A 15,669-nucleotide genomic window follows, 5' to 3' on the forward strand; every position below is an offset into this window, starting at 1 on the left:
ATGAATCAAATGTTACTGCACGAATCTTCTGACTACCTGGCAACAGAACATGCCAGGCTTTGATATATTTCAAACATCCCGAGCTCGCCGCGGAATGGCGCTGTTTTTACCTTTTGAACGTCAGATACAACGTTGGAAAGCGCCACCATTGAGTGCCGTCAAAACTGACGCTGGCCCAGACAGAGAGCGGCGAATCCGATTTCAGCTTGTCCAGTTCCTCGTACGGAAGTACATCTCTTACACCTTCTTTAACCTCCGACTCGCTAACCGCTACGCTATCCCGCAGAACGCCCACCAGCTGCGTGCCATCCTGCGCCACACCGGAAAAGTGAATACTCAGCCACTGGTTCTCATTGATGAAAATCCAACGAGCCAACGTAAGCCTTGCCCCACCTGGCACCAACACCAAGTGTCCGTCACTCGAGGCATCCGGGCAGTCAATTCGCATATATCTGCCTTCTTCCAGCGGTGACACCAGTAACTTCACCGGCTTGCTGTCCAGGAAATGGCCTGTGTGCTTGTCAACGATTCGGTAAAACACGTCAAATCGCTTCGATGGTGTTGTTCCCATATTGGCCGGGATATATTTTGCTGGCACGTTGAATACCCGTGGACCTTCAGCACTCGGGGTTGTAATGACCACCCGACCAGCGTTCGGCTCGCCCTGCCAATGCACTTCAAATTCCTCACCCTCGCGAAGGTCGGCTTCGTCGGGGATGATGACGTATGCACCACTGTTCCTGATATCGTAGGCATCGATACCGAATTCATTTGGCTCTTCCCCCTTCTGAGTACTTCGCCTGATTGTGGGCATTGGAGGGGTTACGCGGGGCGTCGTAACGTTCAGCGACAATACTTCTGATGTCAGCGAGCGCCCTTCACGGCCATATTGGTAAAACACCTGCACCGCCCCCAAACTGGCAACTAACCATTTATGTTCGATGCGCAGGACGAACTGCTTTGCCATCAGACTGCTTTGATCCAGACGGAAAACTTGCACGTGCGCATCACCTGACGGCACCATCCAGGCCAACACCATGTGATCGCCAACAGCTCGCTGCGAATAGGCGTCAATGGCAACAGGCAGACCGTTGGTGTAATTACCAGGGTCAATCTCGTCACTGCCACCATTTTCCACACGGGGGACCGGCAGGAGTGTACCGGTGTCGATAACATCACGGATGATGAACTTCTGGGTACGCGAGGCCTCAAGCTGCATACCGTCCCTGAGTTTTATCTTATAACTAACTTGCAGATGCCCCCCTGTATCGAGGGAATTCAATTGGGCCTTGGGTATCTGCCATTCGAGGGGGGCCCCGTCAAACTTTTGCTGGCTGATCAATTGCGTTACGAACGGCGATAATTCGGTGCCATTGCTTCGGATGCGACGTACAGTCAGCTCAGCGCTGTCACCTTCTTGTATGGCTTGATAAGCTGCCGCCACTACATTGACATGCTGCTGTACCTCAGCCTTGACGATTTCCAGACCATGTGATTGCAACACCTGCACCACTGGCAGTCGGCTGGCGGAACGCAAACCTATATAGCAGAACTGCCGCAGCGACTCGTCGCCTGCAGTACTGTTGACCTGATAAGACAAAAACGCATACCCGCCGCGGGCAGCGGTCACCAGTTTATTGTCTATTTCGACAATCACGTTATCCGGGTCATTTACCGGAGTGCCATTCCCTACCAGGTCAAATGCAACCCCCTCTGCATCCACGCCTCGCCAGTTGGTAAACACCACATCGCCAAGTTGCAAATTTGCCCCTCGGATAAAAAATTTGAGATTTACCTCGCCCAATGCGTCCAGATCGACCTCAAGGTCTTGGGTCAACCCCTCGATAACTGGCATTGGATTTCTCGAGCGCGGGCTGTTTCCCGGGCGGGCGATGGGGCTGTTATCAGCCGTCGAATTCATTACAGTCACTCCGTATCAACCGTTCCGGAATGAAGTTCTACGCCCCCCGGGTCATTTCCACTACTGGTAAAAATACTAGGTATGGACATTCTCAGCGGATACGCAGCCACGCTGCTGCCAGCAACCTTACCTGTCATTTCTGCCAGGTGCCAACCTGAGCCTGGTGTTTTAGCCTGAGCACTGCCAGCCCTGCAAACGCTGCGGCCCGCGTCAACAACTTCTTCAAAAACGAAGGAACTCGACCATGACCAATACGGTAAAGCGAAGCCTGCTCCGCCTCGCCTCAATGACAGTACTATTCCCTGTTTTCATAATTATGCTTTTTGGCTTACCGGCATCCAATGCCAACGCCGGAACTATTACGCTGATCTCAGCGCCCATGGATGATCATGGGGAACGTCGGTGCACCGTAGACATCCCCGCTGCCGGCGCCGGCAAGACATTGAAACTTTCCCTGGCCGATATAGGCGGTATCGGCATCGGGAACTGCTATGATATGCAACCCAGTGAAATCATCATGCAGGACATCCCCTCTGCAGCAGAAATTCTGCTGACCGACGACTGGTTGTGCAACACGGAACCGGGCAGTAAGTTCTATACGAAAGATGACCCGCAAGATAACAAGAGTTTTGTCATCAGGCTCGAAACCACACGCAATCTGTCACAGCTTCCAGAAATCGGCATTGACCGACTGGTAGAATTTGAAAAGGGCAAATACCTGGACTACGTCAATGCAAACCAGGAAAAGCCGATCGGGTTCAAACTGGTCGATAAAAGCCACACCGGCGAAAGCCGGATTACTCGCAAGCTCAGCTGCCTTGAAATAAAAATTTCGGAGGGTGAAGTAATACCAGAATTAAAGTCCGCGGAGAGAACATTCGTGGAACGCATCGAAACAGGTGAAAGGCACTCCGATGTTACTTGCAGGGAAAACGCATTCATGATTGCCCGTAAACATACGGGTGACGAAAACGGAAAGACGGAATACGAATGCGCCATGGTAGACGACGACCAAGAAGAATTCGTGACAAAGGCAAGCTTCACCTCCGCAAAATTCCCTGAATGCGGCAGACGCAAACCAAAAGGTGAGCATGACAAACCGGAGGAGGAAAGTTGCGCAGAGGCCCTGTACCACAAAGACAAGGTAGACCCGATTTATTTCACATGCCCAACCGACACCGTCATGATTGGACGAAAACATGATGGCGATGAGAAGGGCTATACCCGCTACACCTGCGCCGAGATTTATGTAGGTGAAGTAGACGAAAAGAACAAGATGATCGTAGAACCCGGTGAGTGGGATGGCTGGGATTATGAATATCAATCCGATTTCAAATGCGAACCGCCCACCGTCATGATCGGCCGCGCTCACAAGTCTGATGAAAACGGCCCAACCGAATACCGTTGCGGCACGCTGTACTACCCGATCGGCTACAAATCACAGGTGACCCCATGAGTAACATGGCCGCGTACTCCAACGCCAACAACTTCGCAGTCAAGAACCGCGTCGATGAACGCACAGGGCAATACGGGCTAAGCATCGCAATCCCTAAACTGGTTGCCAATAGCGGTACAGGGCCCAATCTCGAGCCGGTCCTCGATTACAACTCGATGGGCGGGGGCGATGTCGGTTACGGCGAAGGCTGGGACTTGAACTTTTCCCGCTTTGTCGAGCACGCCTACCCTGAAGGCGGCGGCGCCCTGTCACTGTCTACCGGTGAGCATTTCACCGTGGATGGCATCGACAGCATCAGCGAGAAGAAGCTCGATACCTTTCATTTCCACAAGGACGGTGAAGGGCGCTTCCGTGTCGTGCACCGTAGCGGCGTGGTCGAAGTGCTGGAAAACATGGGCGAAGGCAAACAGCGTGTGGCATTGCCGACCCGAATCTACGCCCCGACCGGGCAATGGATCGAGCTGAAGTATGCCAATAACCCAATTGCACCTGGCTGGTTCTGTTTGACCGAAGTACGCGACGGCCATCCCGACGGCCCCGACAAAGGCCGCCGTCTGCTGGAGGTGACATACAGCGGCGCTACCGTGTTCACCCGCTATCCTGACGACGAGGATGTACGGGCCAGCCATAGGCTCGAATTCAAGGGGCGGCAACTGCAGTATGCAATCATGCCCGACCAGACCCGGTGGGAATTCGACTACCAGCCTGTGCATGGGCAAACCTGTGTATCCAAAGTGACCTGGCCAACAAAAGCGGAAGAACACGTGGAATATGGCGTTGACGGTGACCCCGGCCATTCACTGCCGGGTGTTGCCAAGAAACTGCCACGCGTCAAGCGCCATCGCGTTCTGCCGGGGTATGGCCAGCCTGAGATACGCACGGTTTACGACTACTCCGCTGAAAACTACATGGGTAACGGCGGCAACATTACCTGGCGCAACAACGGCCGCGACAATTTGTACGACATCGTCGACCCAGGCTACAGCTATTGGTGCAAGACTACCCGGAGTTGTGCAGGCGAGGCCGACCTTGTCATCACGACCCGCTATGACCGTTTCCACCGCACCGCCACGAAAACCCGCGCTCAGGGCAAGGAGGTCACCCTGACCGAAATCGCCTATCACGGTGAGCTGGGCGAGCCCTTCGCCAAGCAGCCCCCCAACTTCCTGACGGCCAAGACAGTCACGACCACCTGGCAAATAGAGGGTGACAGCAATAAAACGCGCTCCGAAGTCATCACCACCGAATACAACCCTGAGGGCAACCTCACCAAGGAAATCAGAGCGGATGGCTCGTACACCGAACTGGAGTACTTCGACGCCAACGGCGAACCCGGTAGATGCCCAGCCGAGCCTAACGGCTTCAAGAAACATGTGAAACGCCAGACGGTCTACCCAAGTAAGCATGACAGAGTTGTAGAAGGGGCGATCCCGCAATGCACGGATTTCACCTACAAAGCGCTGGATACCCTGAAAGGCCGTGACGACCTGCCCGAAAACGGCAAAATTGCCTCGACCTGGCTGGCCATCGAGCAGGAAGAGCTGTCGGACGCCTCCGATCCAGACAACCTGCGCCCCCTCAGCACGGTCAGGCGTAGCTACCTCACCATCCCCGGAGATGCAGTTTTACATGGGCGCATGAGAAAACGCACAACCACGTTGCATGGCGAGCATGATGGGACAGACCTGGGCAAAGTGCTGGCCGATACCACCACCACTCTTGTGTGGAAGTTCAGCCGCGGCCTTCACAAGACGCTGGGCAATGTCTTGCAGACCACACAGACGGCCATCGGGCACAAACAGAGCACGAAGGTGTCGAAACAAAGCCAGCATTCGCTGACAGGTCAGGTGCTGGAGAACGTCGATATTCATGACACGGTAACGCGCTTCACCTATGACACAAGCGATCGGCTGACCAGCGAGACCTCCGCACCGGACGATGTCGATCGGCGCGCCAAAGTCGAATATCGCTACGTGGTATCGCCCGAGAAGAATTGCCAGGAAACCGAAAACAACCAAGGCGTGATCAGCCGCGTGCTGTTCGATGGCCTCAACCGCGTTATCAAGGAAGAGCGGATATGCGATGCACTGCCCTTGCACCCCGGGCAAAAGAAAACGTATGACGTCTACTCGGCCTCGTACAACGCCTTCGGCCAGCTGGAAGAAGAAACCACCTACGACCACCTGCCCGACCGCATACTGACCTCGACCAGCAAGCATCGATACGACAACTGGGGTAACCGGTACGCCACCGTTCGCCCGGACGAGGTGACCGTGTTCACCGAGCGCTCCCCATTCGGCAGCGAGGGGGATATCGTCACCTCCTGGGAGGAATACCCGGATCAACCCGGTGTGCGAAAAAACCAGAGCGTCACCACCTTCAACCGCTTCAACAAGCCAGAACGCGTGCAAACACTGGACGAGAAAGGCGACACGGCATCGACACGCACATACCGCTATGACGGTTTTGGACGCAGCGTCGAAGAAACCTTTACCTTCGGCGTACCGGCAACCGACAAGCGAACAGCGCGCGCCGAACACAAACGCACCACCGGTTACAAGTACGACGTCTGGGGCCGGATGACGCGCACCGACCGCCCGGATGGTTCCGCGCTGAGCCGGGAGTTCGCCCGCCACAGCACCGAAGAACTGGCTACCAGCATTCTGTTGCACCCGCAGCGAAACACTGAAGGGCTTACGGTATGCAAGCGCGAGTTCGACGACATCGACCGCATGGTCTCGATGACCGTTGGCCCACACAAGGAAACGCGGGAGTACGTCGGCTCGCGGACTCTGCCAGACAAACGGATCACAAAGTCTGGCCGAACCTTCAATTACGAATACGACCTGGCGGTAGGCGCCTCGCCAACACGTATCACAGCGGGGAAAAACCAGAAGCTTTCCCGCTTCAAGTACAGCATGGCCTCGGCAGACATTACCGAAGCCGAGAACGAGCAAGGTAAACGCGAATACAACTACACCGACCAGGGTTACCTGCTCAGTGAAAGCTGGACAGACAATCAATCGGGCAAATCCTACACGCGCAATTTCCTCACGTCGTTGCAAGGGCGCATGCTGGAAAACAACGACGGCGACAACAGCCGAAAGGTCTACGACTACGATGACCTTGGCAGGTTGCACAAGATAACCCAAGGCTCGCTGGAGGCCGTGTTCTGTTACAACAGCGCCGGGCTGCTGCACACAACACGGACAACCAGCACCTCCGATGCCAGCAGTACGCAGCAATTGCTGTGCACACAAAACTATGACCATCGAGGCCGGGAGACTTCGCGCACCCTGAAACTGAGCCGTATTCGGCAGGACGTTGATCCGCCCGCCGAGGTAACCCTGGATGAACGCACATTAAAGCAGGTGTGGCGTGACGACAACATGCTGCACAGTCGCACGCTGATCAAGGCGGGTGAGCCGGTGCTGACGGAAACCTTTGATTACGATGACCGTGATCGCTTGTACAACCACAGGTGTGAAGGCAGCGTACTGCCGACCAATAGCAAGGGCCGGGCGATCATCAACCAGGCCTTTGAGTTTGATGACTACGACAACATCTACTTCTGCCTGACCGAGTTTGCAGATGGTAAAAGCGATGAAGCCTTCTACGATTTCTTCGAAGATTCGCCCTTCCAGCTGAAAAGCGTAAGCCATTCGCTGACAGAGGATTACCCGGCACTCGTGACGTTCGACAAGGACGATTACGACGCCGACGGCAACATGCTGAAGGACGAACAAGGCAACAGCCTGGTATACGACGAGGATACCGGCCAGCTCACCAGCGCAACGGCCCCCGATGGCAAGCCCTTGGCCAGCTTCCGCTATGACGGCCACGGGCAACTGGTGGGCGTGCGCTACGGCGCGCAGGCCGAGGAGCAACGGCGTTACGAGGGTTATCGCGTCGGCAGCACCCTGCGCGATGGCCTGCTGACAGAGTACCTGTTTGGCGGCGAGGTACCGCTGGGGATGCAACAATCGGGCAAAGGCAACGAAACGCGCCTGTACATGGCCAGCAGCAACAACAGTGTAATCGCCGAATGCGCGGCCAATGACGAGGTGCATGAAGCAACCTACAGCGCCTATGGCGAACTGCCGGAAGGCAAGCTGCTAGGCCTGCTGGGGTTCAATGCCGAAGCGCGCGAGCAGACATTGGGCTGGTACATGCTGGGGCGTGGTTTCCGCGCCTTCAACCCAGGCCTTATGCGCTTCCAGAGCCCGGACAACATGGCCCCCGAAGTGGCGGGCATCAACCCTTACGTGTACTGCCTGAACAACCCGGTGATGTGGCAGGACCCCACCGGGCATTACAGCCGGGGCGACTGGGGCTCGAAGGATGACCCGGTGCAGGAGAAAGAAAAGCGCGGGGTTGAATTCTGGCTGAATATTGGCGTTATGGTGGTGAACGTGGCGCTGACCATCACATTTACCGTGGTCTCAATGGGAGCCTTTACCCCGCTGGCCATTGGAGTGGTGGCTCTAGGTGCAGCCGCGACGGTGGCATCGGCGGCTACGCAGGTTGCTGCAGAGTTCACGAAAGACCCGAAAAAGAAAAAGAAGCTCGCAATCGCATACCTGTCATTGTCGATCGCCGGTACGCTGGCGTTGTCTACAGCGAATTTGAAAGGAGCCTGGGATAAGAGGCAGGCCAAGAAAAAAGCAGCACTTGATGCTGCAGGAAGTGATGGGGATAGCGACAGCAGCCTCTCAAAGCGCTCAAGTTCTACCCCCGGAAACTCCAGGACACCGGATGCTGAAATCTCAATGGAAAATCCAGAGCTCCGAGAACTCAATACGCATGAAGCGCGTAGACCATCCAGCAGCTCTGGAACATACGATGCACCGTTATCGGATGTGGCTGGTTCAACAAGCAGCAGGCGCAGTAGCACAACTAACCAAGCTAGTGAGGGAGCCCCTGAGGTTCAAAGTACCTCGCTTGCACCGCCACCTCCTGATTTCAAATTTAACGTTACAGGCCATATAGTTGAAGTCATGTCAAGCAATGGACTGCACCGTGGCGTATTCACACCAGCAGAAATCAACAACAAGGTGCAAAGATATCAAGAGCTCTTAGCTAAAAACTTCCGATTTGACCCTTAACATCACTGTATGGCAATGCAGGCTCACCCTGCATTGCCATCATTCATCCGCACCGTCCATTTCAGGTGATGTCGCAACCTCTCATTTATCCCTACCGCCCCCAGACTAGCCCTACAGACCTCCCCCACCTTTCTCCTTATCCTCGCCCCACCAAGCGATCGCCTCGCCTAGCCAAACACGCCTCGCTTGCCACCGCCGGCACCGCCTAACCGCCGCGCTTCAACGTCCAGACCAGGCATCCGTCATGCTCAAGCCCCTCAAACGCCGGCAGGCGCTGTCACGCCTGCGCTTTTTGCCCTTCCCCGCGCTCGGCGCAAGCCTGCTGAGCCTGCAAGCTGTAGCCGCCCCGCCCGATCTGCAGTTCGAACCCGGCTTCATCCGCCAAAGCCCGGGTCAACCCGCCAACGCGGGCGCTCTTGCCCTGCGTGCCCTGGCCGAACATCGGCCCCTCGCAGCTGGCCGCTATACCCTGGAGCTGTATGTCAACCTCAGCCCACTGGGCAAACGGGAGATCACGATCAACGAGAGCAGCGACGGCCAGACCCTGTTGCCCTGCCTGAACGCCGAACTGCTGGGTGAAATCGGTGTGCGCGAACAGAACCTGGCCGTCAGGCAACCCGGCAACGAAGGCAACTGCTTCGACCTTGCCACCCAGCTGGACGGCGCCAGTGCCGATCTGGATACCGGCAAGCTGCGCCTGAACCTGTCGATACCGCAGTCCTACCTGCGCCGCGACACCAGCGGCGCCATCGCCGAAAGCCACTGGGACGACGGCATCAATGCCGCGTTCGTCAACTACCAGGCCTCGGCCCAGCACAGCAACCGGCGTGGCAGCGGCAGCCGCAACAGCCAGGACCTGTACCTGAACAGTGGTGTCAACCTGTACGGCTGGCGCCTGCGCAGCCAGCAGGCCCTGCGCGAGAACCAGCAGGGCGACCTGCGCTGGACGCGCAGCAATACCTACGTCCAGCGCGACCTGCCGGCGCGCTGGGGCACTCTCACCCTCGGCGAAACCTTCACCCAGGGGGAGGTTTTCCGAAGCTTGCCGTTCAAGGGCGTCAAGCTGGCCTCCGACACCGGGATGCTGCCCGACACCCTGCAAAACTACGCCCCTGTGTTGCGTGGTGTGGCACAAACCTACGCCAAGCTGGAGGTACTGCAGAACGGCTACCCGCTCTACTCCACCTTCGTCGCCCCCGGCCCATACGAAATCGACGACCTGGCCGTTGGCGCCAGCAGTGGCGAACTGGAAGTGGTGCTGACCGAAGCGGATGGCCAGGTGCGCCGCTTCATCCAGCCGTACTCGACCCTCAGCAACCTGATGCGTGCCGGCGTGTGGCGCTACGACCTGGCCCTTGGCCGCTATCACGGCGCTGGCCAGGCCGACACACCAGCGCTGTGGCAGGGTGCGCTGGCCCGGGGCATCGGCTGGGACAGCACGCTGTACACCGGCATACTCGGTGGCGACTACTACCGCGCCGCCACCCTGGGCCTGGCGCGGGACTTCGGGGCACTCGGCGCATTGTCGCTGGACGTCACGCAAGCCACTACCGACCTTGGCCCCGCACTGGGCGAAGTGAAGGGCAACAGCCTCTCGGCCCGCTACGGCAAGGCCTTCGACATCGGTACCAGCCTGAACTTTGCCGGCTACCGCTATTCCACCGTCGGCTACCGCGACTACGACGAAGCCGTCCTGCAGCGCAACGCCTCCAGCCTGTACCTGGGCAACCGCCGCAGTCGGGTGGAGGCCTCGGTGTACCAGCATTTCGGCAATGCCGGCACGCTCAGCCTCACACTGTCACAGGACGACTACTGGCACAGCAGCCTGCAACGGCGCCAATATCAGCTGCAATACAATGCGCAATTGCCGCACAACGTCAGCCTCAACCTGTTTGCCTCGCAGTCGCTCACTTCGTCACGCAGCAACGACCGCCTCATCGGCCTGGGCATTACCCTGCCGCTGGACTTGGCGCATGCCTCCAGCGCCACGTTCGACCTGCAACACAGCGCAGGCAAGTCCAACGAACGCGCCAGCCTCAGCGGCCACTTCGACGAGCGGCGCCTGAACTACCGGGCTACGCTGGCCAACGACACCCGGCAAAGTGGCAGCCTGTCGCTGGGCTACCAGGGAAGCCATGCCAACTACGGCATGGGCTACAGCGAGGCCTCCGACTATCGCAGCCTGTCACTGAGCACCAGCGGCGCCCTGCTGGCGCACGGCGGCGGCATGCTGTTGGCACCGTTCATAGGCGAAACCAACGCCGTGGTGCATGTGCCGGATATCGCCGGGATCGGTGTCAGCCAGGGGCAGCAGGGCAAAACCAACGGCGACGGCTATGCCTTGGCACCCTATATGCGCCCTTACCGGGCCAACCCCGTGGTGCTGGAACTGGACCAGCTCGACCCGGAAATCGAAATCGACAACGGCGCCACGCAGGTGGTGCCACGCCGCGGCGCTGTAGTACTGGCGCAATTCGCGGCGCGCCGGGTCAACCGCCTGGTGCTGACCCTGTTGCAAGCAGACGGCCGCCCCTTGCCCTTCGGCGCACAGGTCAGCGATGAGCACGGCCAGGAACTGGCGATAGTCGGCCAAGGTGGCCAGGCACTGGTGGCCACCCACCTTGAGAACCAGCAACTGCTGGCCAGGTGGACCGCAGGTACAGAGCAGCAATGCAGCTTCGACATCACGCCCGCCACCTTGCCGCTTGAACAAGGCTATCGCCTGCAGACTTTGCGCTGCCAAGCCCCCTCCGACAGGAAAATCCAATGACCACTTTCACTCGCCAGCGCCTGCGAACGGCCCTGCTGTTTGCCAGCCTGCCTTTCATTACCCTGCAAGCCGCCTATGCCGCATCAGGTTGCGCCACCCAAAACGGTCCTGGCCCCGCGGTATTCACAGCAGATTTCACAAATGTATGGGTACCCAGGGATCTGCCAGTCGGTGAGCCAATCGTCACCAAAACCTTTGCCGGGCTGCTGGACCCATCAGCCACTCGCATCCAATGCGACAACGACGGCTCAGGCCTGCTGGAGGCGCGCATCGATTACACCGCTCCATTCGCCCACAACCTGCCCATGCGACTGGGCAATGGGCGCTTCGCCAACAGGGTTGTCAGAACACGGATCGCCGGGATTGGCGCAGTGATCGAGATGCGCTGGCCGTTTGCCGGTCAAGCCTTCAACAACTTTTATTCGGCAGGCAGCGACAATACCGTACCTTACTACGGCACCAACAACCGCCTGATAGGCGCGCCCCCTCTGTTTATCGGCCCGCTCTACATGGATGTGACGCTGGTCAAGACCGGGCCCATAGCCTCTGGGCCGATCCTCCTGGATGAAGAACTGGCCCATGGCAGCACCACGGATGTGCCCGACGCCTTTCGCCTGCGGGCAAGCGCCACCCTGCACCAGGCACAGTGCACGCTGAAAAGCGATGCCGTCAGTGCCGACCCCGTGGATTTGGGCAGCCACACAGTGGCGGACTTCCCGGGAAAGGGCACCACCACAACCAGCATACCGTTCCACATCACTTTGAGTGACTGCGAGGACGACCCTGCCGCGAGCACCGCCACCGCCTACATCTACTTGACAGGTACCGACGGCTCGGTGGCAATTGACCCGAAGCTTGGCCTGTTCAGCCTGGGCAATGGCTCGACGGCGAAAGGCATCGGCATCCAGATAACCGATGACCTGGGGGTTCCCGTCCCCCTGCAGGAACACGTGTCGAGCAACAAAAAACTCGAGCTCCCTCTCACCCGCCTGCCCTATCGTGCGCATTTCTACCAGACCGACGACCGAGTTACGCCTGGCTCGGCCAGAGGCGCGCTCGACTTCACCATCAGCTATCGCTGAGCACTACGATGCCTGCGCAGCGGCGTTCGCGCAGGCATCGCCGGAAAATCAGGCATGCAAAAACGCAGAAAGGAACCCGAAGGTTCCTTTCTGCGTTACATGTTTGGAGCGGGAAACGAGACTCGAACTCGCGACCCCGACCTTGGCAAGGTCGTGCTCTACCAACTGAGCTATTCCCGCATTTTGAAGCATTTACCACTATCGGCGTGAAGCGCCATGAAGACCTTCACCACCACTGCACCGCATAGACGCCACAGTATTTAAACTGGAGCGGGAAACGAGACTCGAACTCGCGACCCCGACCTTGGCAAGGTCGTGCTCTACCAACTGAGCTATTCCCGCATTTGGCGTCCCCTAGGGGACTCGAACCCCTGTTACCGCCGTGAAAGGGCGGTGTCCTAGGCCACTAGACGAAGGGGACACACGACACTTTTCAGTGCACCAGAACATGAACCTCACGATTCAGCCTGGATTTTCTTTTCCTGCCCCGCCGCTAGGCGTTGCCGGAGAAACTGGAGCGGGAAACGAGACTCGAACTCGCGACCCCGACCTTGGCAAGGTCGTGCTCTACCAACTGAGCTATTCCCGCAATTTGGCGTCCCCTAGGGGACTCGAACCCCTGTTACCGCCGTGAAAGGGCGGTGTCCTAGGCCACTAGACGAAGGGGACACGCTGCTGGCATTACTGCCTGCTTTCACTCCCTGCCGCGTTTCGCTGTGTGCTTTACGCTGCAAGTGGCGCGCATTCTATGGATGGTTCGTACAGGCGTCAACCCCTTTGTAGAAATTTATTTAAATCAATGACTTCCGGGTAGGTGGGGGTGCAGTTGCGGGCCGGGTTGTCGATATAGAGAGAGGGGTACCTGCACCGCCCTCTTCGCGGCTAAAGCCGCTCCCACAAGGACCGCACGAAGCCTGAGGGCGGTGCGATCCCTGTGGGAGCGGCTTTAGCCGCGAAGAGGCCAGTACAGGTATATAGCCGCTGTTCGTCCCCAGACGAACTCACTACACTCAAGGGTGTAATTCTTCTTCAATGAGGCATTAACGGTGACACCACTTCTGATCACCCTGCTCATCGTGGCGGGTATCGCGTTGCTGATCGTGATCGGCTACCTCAACAACGTGGTCGAGAACGGCAAGCTCGAGCGCGCCCGGATGAAGGTCGAACTGGCCGACCGCCTGCGCCGCTGTGGCGAAATCACCGAGACCTTCCCCGGCCAGTTCATGACCCCGGCGCTGAAGCTGCTGCTGACTCGCCTGGAGCTCAACCTCAACCAGCGCCAACTGGCAATGGACAAGCACAGCGCCGAACTCAAGGCGCGCATCGCCGAACTGGAACGGCTGATTGCCCTGGGCGGGCAGATCCCGGTAAACAACCCGCCCAATCCGATCCAGACCGAGATCAAAGCCAAGGATGTGCGCTTCCTGCTGGAGGCGCTGCACAACCAGGTGACTCGCGCCGCCCAGGAAGGCTTCCTGCCCACGCCCGAGGCCAAGCACTGGGTCAAGGAAATCCGCCATGTCCTGGTGTTGCTGCATATCGAGTTCTTCAACAACCTCGGCCAGCAGGCCCTGCAGAAGAACCAGCCGGGCCAGGCACGCCTGGCCTTCGAGCGCGGCGTGCAGTACCTGCGCAAACAGCCGGAGCCAAAGGTGTATGAAGAGCAGCTGACGTACCTGGAAAAACTGCTGGCCCGCGCCAACGCCCAGGTGCTGGACCGCATGGCTCCGGCGGAGGACGAGCAGAATGAACTGACCCAGGGGCTCAAGACCGATGAGGAAGAGACCTGGAAGAAGAAGGTGATGTACGACTGATGCTTTAACCTGTACCGGCCTCTTTCGCGGCTAAAGCCGCTCCCACAGGGACCGCATCGCCTTCAGGCCTGGTGCAATCCTTGTGGGAGCGGCTTTAGCCGCGAAGAGGCCGGTACAGGCAACCAATATCAGCAGTCGGTCAGCGCCAGGAAAATCGCTGCCAACCGCTCCAGCCCCACCTGATCCGCCTCGCTGAAGCGCCCAGGCTTCGGGCTGTCCAGGTCCAGCACGCCAATCAGCCTGCCCTCCTTCACCAGCGGGATCACCAGCTCGCTGTTCGACGCACTGTCACAGGCAATATGCCCCGGAAACGCATGCACGTCCTCTACCCGCTGGGTCTGCCGGGTGGCCGCTGCCGCCCCGCACACGCCCTTGCTGAACGGGATGCGCACGCACGCCACCTGGCCCTGGAACGGGCCCAGCACCAGTTCTTCGTTGCGGTTGAGGTAGAACCCCGCCCAGTTCAGGTCGTCCACGTGGTTATAGAGGAATGCCGAAAACTGCGCGGCATTGGCGATGAAGTCACGCTCGTCGGCAAACAGCGCCTGCACTTGCGCCGCCAGCAGGTTGTAGCCGTCGAGGCCGGCGCCACTGGCATTGAGGTCGATCATTTATTTTGCTCCAGCAATTGCAGCCCGACCCAGTAGCGGGCGAACTGATAGGCACAACGGCCATTACGGTTACCGCGGCCGGTGGCCCAGCGCACGGCGAGGATGTCGAGTGCTTCACTGCGCTGCCAGGCCAACCCGGCAGATTGCGCAAGCTGGCCGATCCAGTGCTCGACCACATTCAGGAAGTGCTCCTGGGTAAAGGGGTAGAACGACAGCCACAGGCCAAAACGATCGGACAGGGCAATCTTGTCTTCCACCGCTTCGCTGGGGTGCAGTTCGCCGTCCACCCGCTTCCAGTTCTCGTTGTCGCTCTCCTTCTCCGGCACCAGGTGGCGGCGGTTGGAGGTGGCGTACAGCAGCACATTGTCCGGGGCCTGCTCCAGCGAGCCGTCGAGCACGCTCTTGAGCACCCGGTAGTCGCCCTCCCCGGCTTCGAACGACAGATCGTCGCAGAACAGGATGAAGCGCTGCGGCAGCTTCTGCAGCTGCTCGACTACACGTGGCAGGTCGGCCAGGTGGTCGCGTTCGATTTCGATCAGGCGCAGGCCGGCGCCCGCGTGCTCGGCCAACAGGGCACGTACCAGCGACGACTTGCCGGTACCGCGCGAGCCCCACAGCAGTGCATGGTTGGCCGGCATGCCGTTGATGAACTGGTGGGTGTTGCGGCCCAACTGGTCACGCTGCTGGTCGACGCCGATCAGGTCGCTGAGGCGGATGTCCAGGCTCACTTCCAGCGGCAGCAGGTAGCCGCTGCGGCCATCGCGCTGCCAGCGCGCGGCCAGGGTGGTGGCCCAGTCGATGTTCGGACGTGTTGCCGGCAACAGGGGTTCGAGGCGCGCCAGTACCGATTCGGCGCGGTCCAGGAAAGCAATCAAGCGAGCGTCCATCAGGGCTCCTGCAAATTCAGATT

Annotated in this window: 8 protein-coding genes and 5 tRNA genes; 5 read left to right on the plus strand and 8 right to left on the minus strand. The window is 58.7% G+C overall.

The features are described from left to right. Window positions 1-106 precede the first annotated feature (106 nt). On the minus strand, window positions 107-1,921 hold the full coding sequence (locus J5M71_RS11235; protein ID WP_207832245.1) for a hypothetical protein: 1,815 nt from the start codon (window positions 1,919-1,921) through the stop codon (window positions 107-109). Between the two features lie 244 nt (window positions 1,922-2,165). Between J5M71_RS11235 and J5M71_RS11240 the strand changes: the two genes are divergently transcribed. The 4 genes from J5M71_RS11240 (at window position 2,166) to J5M71_RS11255 (ending at window position 12,334) form a co-directional block, all read left to right on the plus strand. Further along, on the plus strand, window positions 2,166-3,377 hold the full coding sequence (locus J5M71_RS11240; RefSeq protein ID WP_207832247.1) for a hypothetical protein: 1,212 nt from the start codon (window positions 2,166-2,168) through the stop codon (window positions 3,375-3,377). Continuing rightward, the gene (locus J5M71_RS11245; RefSeq protein ID WP_207832249.1) at window positions 3,374-8,482 is read left to right on the plus strand and encodes an RHS repeat-associated core domain-containing protein; all 5,109 of its coding nucleotides are present in this window, start codon (window positions 3,374-3,376) and stop codon (window positions 8,480-8,482) included. Before J5M71_RS11240 ends, J5M71_RS11245 begins: the two co-directional genes overlap by 4 nt. Window positions 8,483-8,726: 244 nt before the next feature. Beyond that, window positions 8,727-11,252, plus strand: a complete 2,526-nt coding sequence (locus J5M71_RS11250; RefSeq protein WP_207832251.1) for a fimbria/pilus outer membrane usher protein — start codon at window positions 8,727-8,729, stop codon at window positions 11,250-11,252. Continuing rightward, window positions 11,249-12,334, plus strand: coding sequence for a fimbrial protein (locus tag J5M71_RS11255; RefSeq protein WP_207832252.1), 1,086 nt, complete (start codon window positions 11,249-11,251; stop codon window positions 12,332-12,334). Before J5M71_RS11250 ends, J5M71_RS11255 begins: the two co-directional genes overlap by 4 nt. Window positions 12,335-12,438: 104 nt before the next feature. On the opposite strand, the gene J5M71_RS11260 is transcribed toward J5M71_RS11255, so the two are convergent. The 5 genes from J5M71_RS11260 to J5M71_RS11280 all read right to left on the minus strand — a co-directional run bounded on the left by J5M71_RS11260 (window position 12,439) and on the right by J5M71_RS11280 (window position 13,003). Continuing rightward, a tRNA-Gly gene (locus tag J5M71_RS11260) sits at window positions 12,439-12,514 on the minus strand. An 86-nt stretch (window positions 12,515-12,600) separates the two neighbouring features. Further along, window positions 12,601-12,676, minus strand: a tRNA-Gly gene (locus J5M71_RS11265). A gap of 3 nt (window positions 12,677-12,679) precedes the next feature. After that, window positions 12,680-12,755: transfer RNA gene (locus tag J5M71_RS11270), tRNA-Glu, on the minus strand. Window positions 12,756-12,847: 92 nt separating this feature from the next. Further along, window positions 12,848-12,923: transfer RNA gene (locus J5M71_RS11275), tRNA-Gly, on the minus strand. A gap of 4 nt (window positions 12,924-12,927) precedes the next feature. After that, window positions 12,928-13,003 (minus strand) — tRNA-Glu (locus J5M71_RS11280). A gap of 377 nt (window positions 13,004-13,380) precedes the next feature. Between J5M71_RS11280 and J5M71_RS11285 the strand changes: the two genes are divergently transcribed. After that, entirely contained in the window at window positions 13,381-14,148 is a 768-nt protein-coding gene (locus J5M71_RS11285; protein WP_207832254.1) for a hypothetical protein, read from the plus strand. A 128-nt stretch (window positions 14,149-14,276) separates the two neighbouring features. On the opposite strand, the gene J5M71_RS11290 is transcribed toward J5M71_RS11285, so the two are convergent. Together J5M71_RS11290 and J5M71_RS11295 are read right to left on the minus strand one after the other, a co-directional pair. Continuing rightward, window positions 14,277-14,759 carry a GAF domain-containing protein gene (locus J5M71_RS11290; protein ID WP_207832256.1) on the minus strand — a complete coding sequence of 161 codons (483 nt, stop codon included), beginning with the start codon at window positions 14,757-14,759 and terminating at the stop codon, window positions 14,277-14,279. Further along, the gene (locus tag J5M71_RS11295; protein ID WP_207832258.1) at window positions 14,756-15,646 is read right to left on the minus strand and encodes an ATP-binding protein; all 891 of its coding nucleotides are present in this window, start codon (window positions 15,644-15,646) and stop codon (window positions 14,756-14,758) included. Before J5M71_RS11295 ends, J5M71_RS11290 begins: the two co-directional genes overlap by 4 nt. Window positions 15,647-15,669: the final 23 nt, after the last annotated feature.

The organism is Pseudomonas sp. 43(2021), from assembly GCF_017490805.1.
In the GTDB taxonomy this organism is placed as follows: domain Bacteria; phylum Pseudomonadota; class Gammaproteobacteria; order Pseudomonadales; family Pseudomonadaceae; genus Aquipseudomonas.

Coding starts and splice junctions, on each gene's coding strand:
- J5M71_RS11235 (WP_207832245.1), bottom strand. CDS start 1,921: ATGAATTCGACGGCTGATAACAGCCCCATCGCCCGCCCGGGAAACAGC.
- J5M71_RS11240 (WP_207832247.1), top strand. CDS start 2,166: ATGACCAATACGGTAAAGCGAAGCCTGCTCCGCCTCGCCTCAATGACA.
- J5M71_RS11245 (WP_207832249.1), top strand. CDS start 3,374: ATGAGTAACATGGCCGCGTACTCCAACGCCAACAACTTCGCAGTCAAG.
- J5M71_RS11250 (WP_207832251.1), top strand. CDS start 8,727: ATGCTCAAGCCCCTCAAACGCCGGCAGGCGCTGTCACGCCTGCGCTTT.
- J5M71_RS11255 (WP_207832252.1), top strand. CDS start 11,249: ATGACCACTTTCACTCGCCAGCGCCTGCGAACGGCCCTGCTGTTTGCC.
- J5M71_RS11290 (WP_207832256.1), bottom strand. CDS start 14,759: ATGATCGACCTCAATGCCAGTGGCGCCGGCCTCGACGGCTACAACCTG.
- J5M71_RS11295 (WP_207832258.1), bottom strand. CDS start 15,646: ATGGACGCTCGCTTGATTGCTTTCCTGGACCGCGCCGAATCGGTACTG.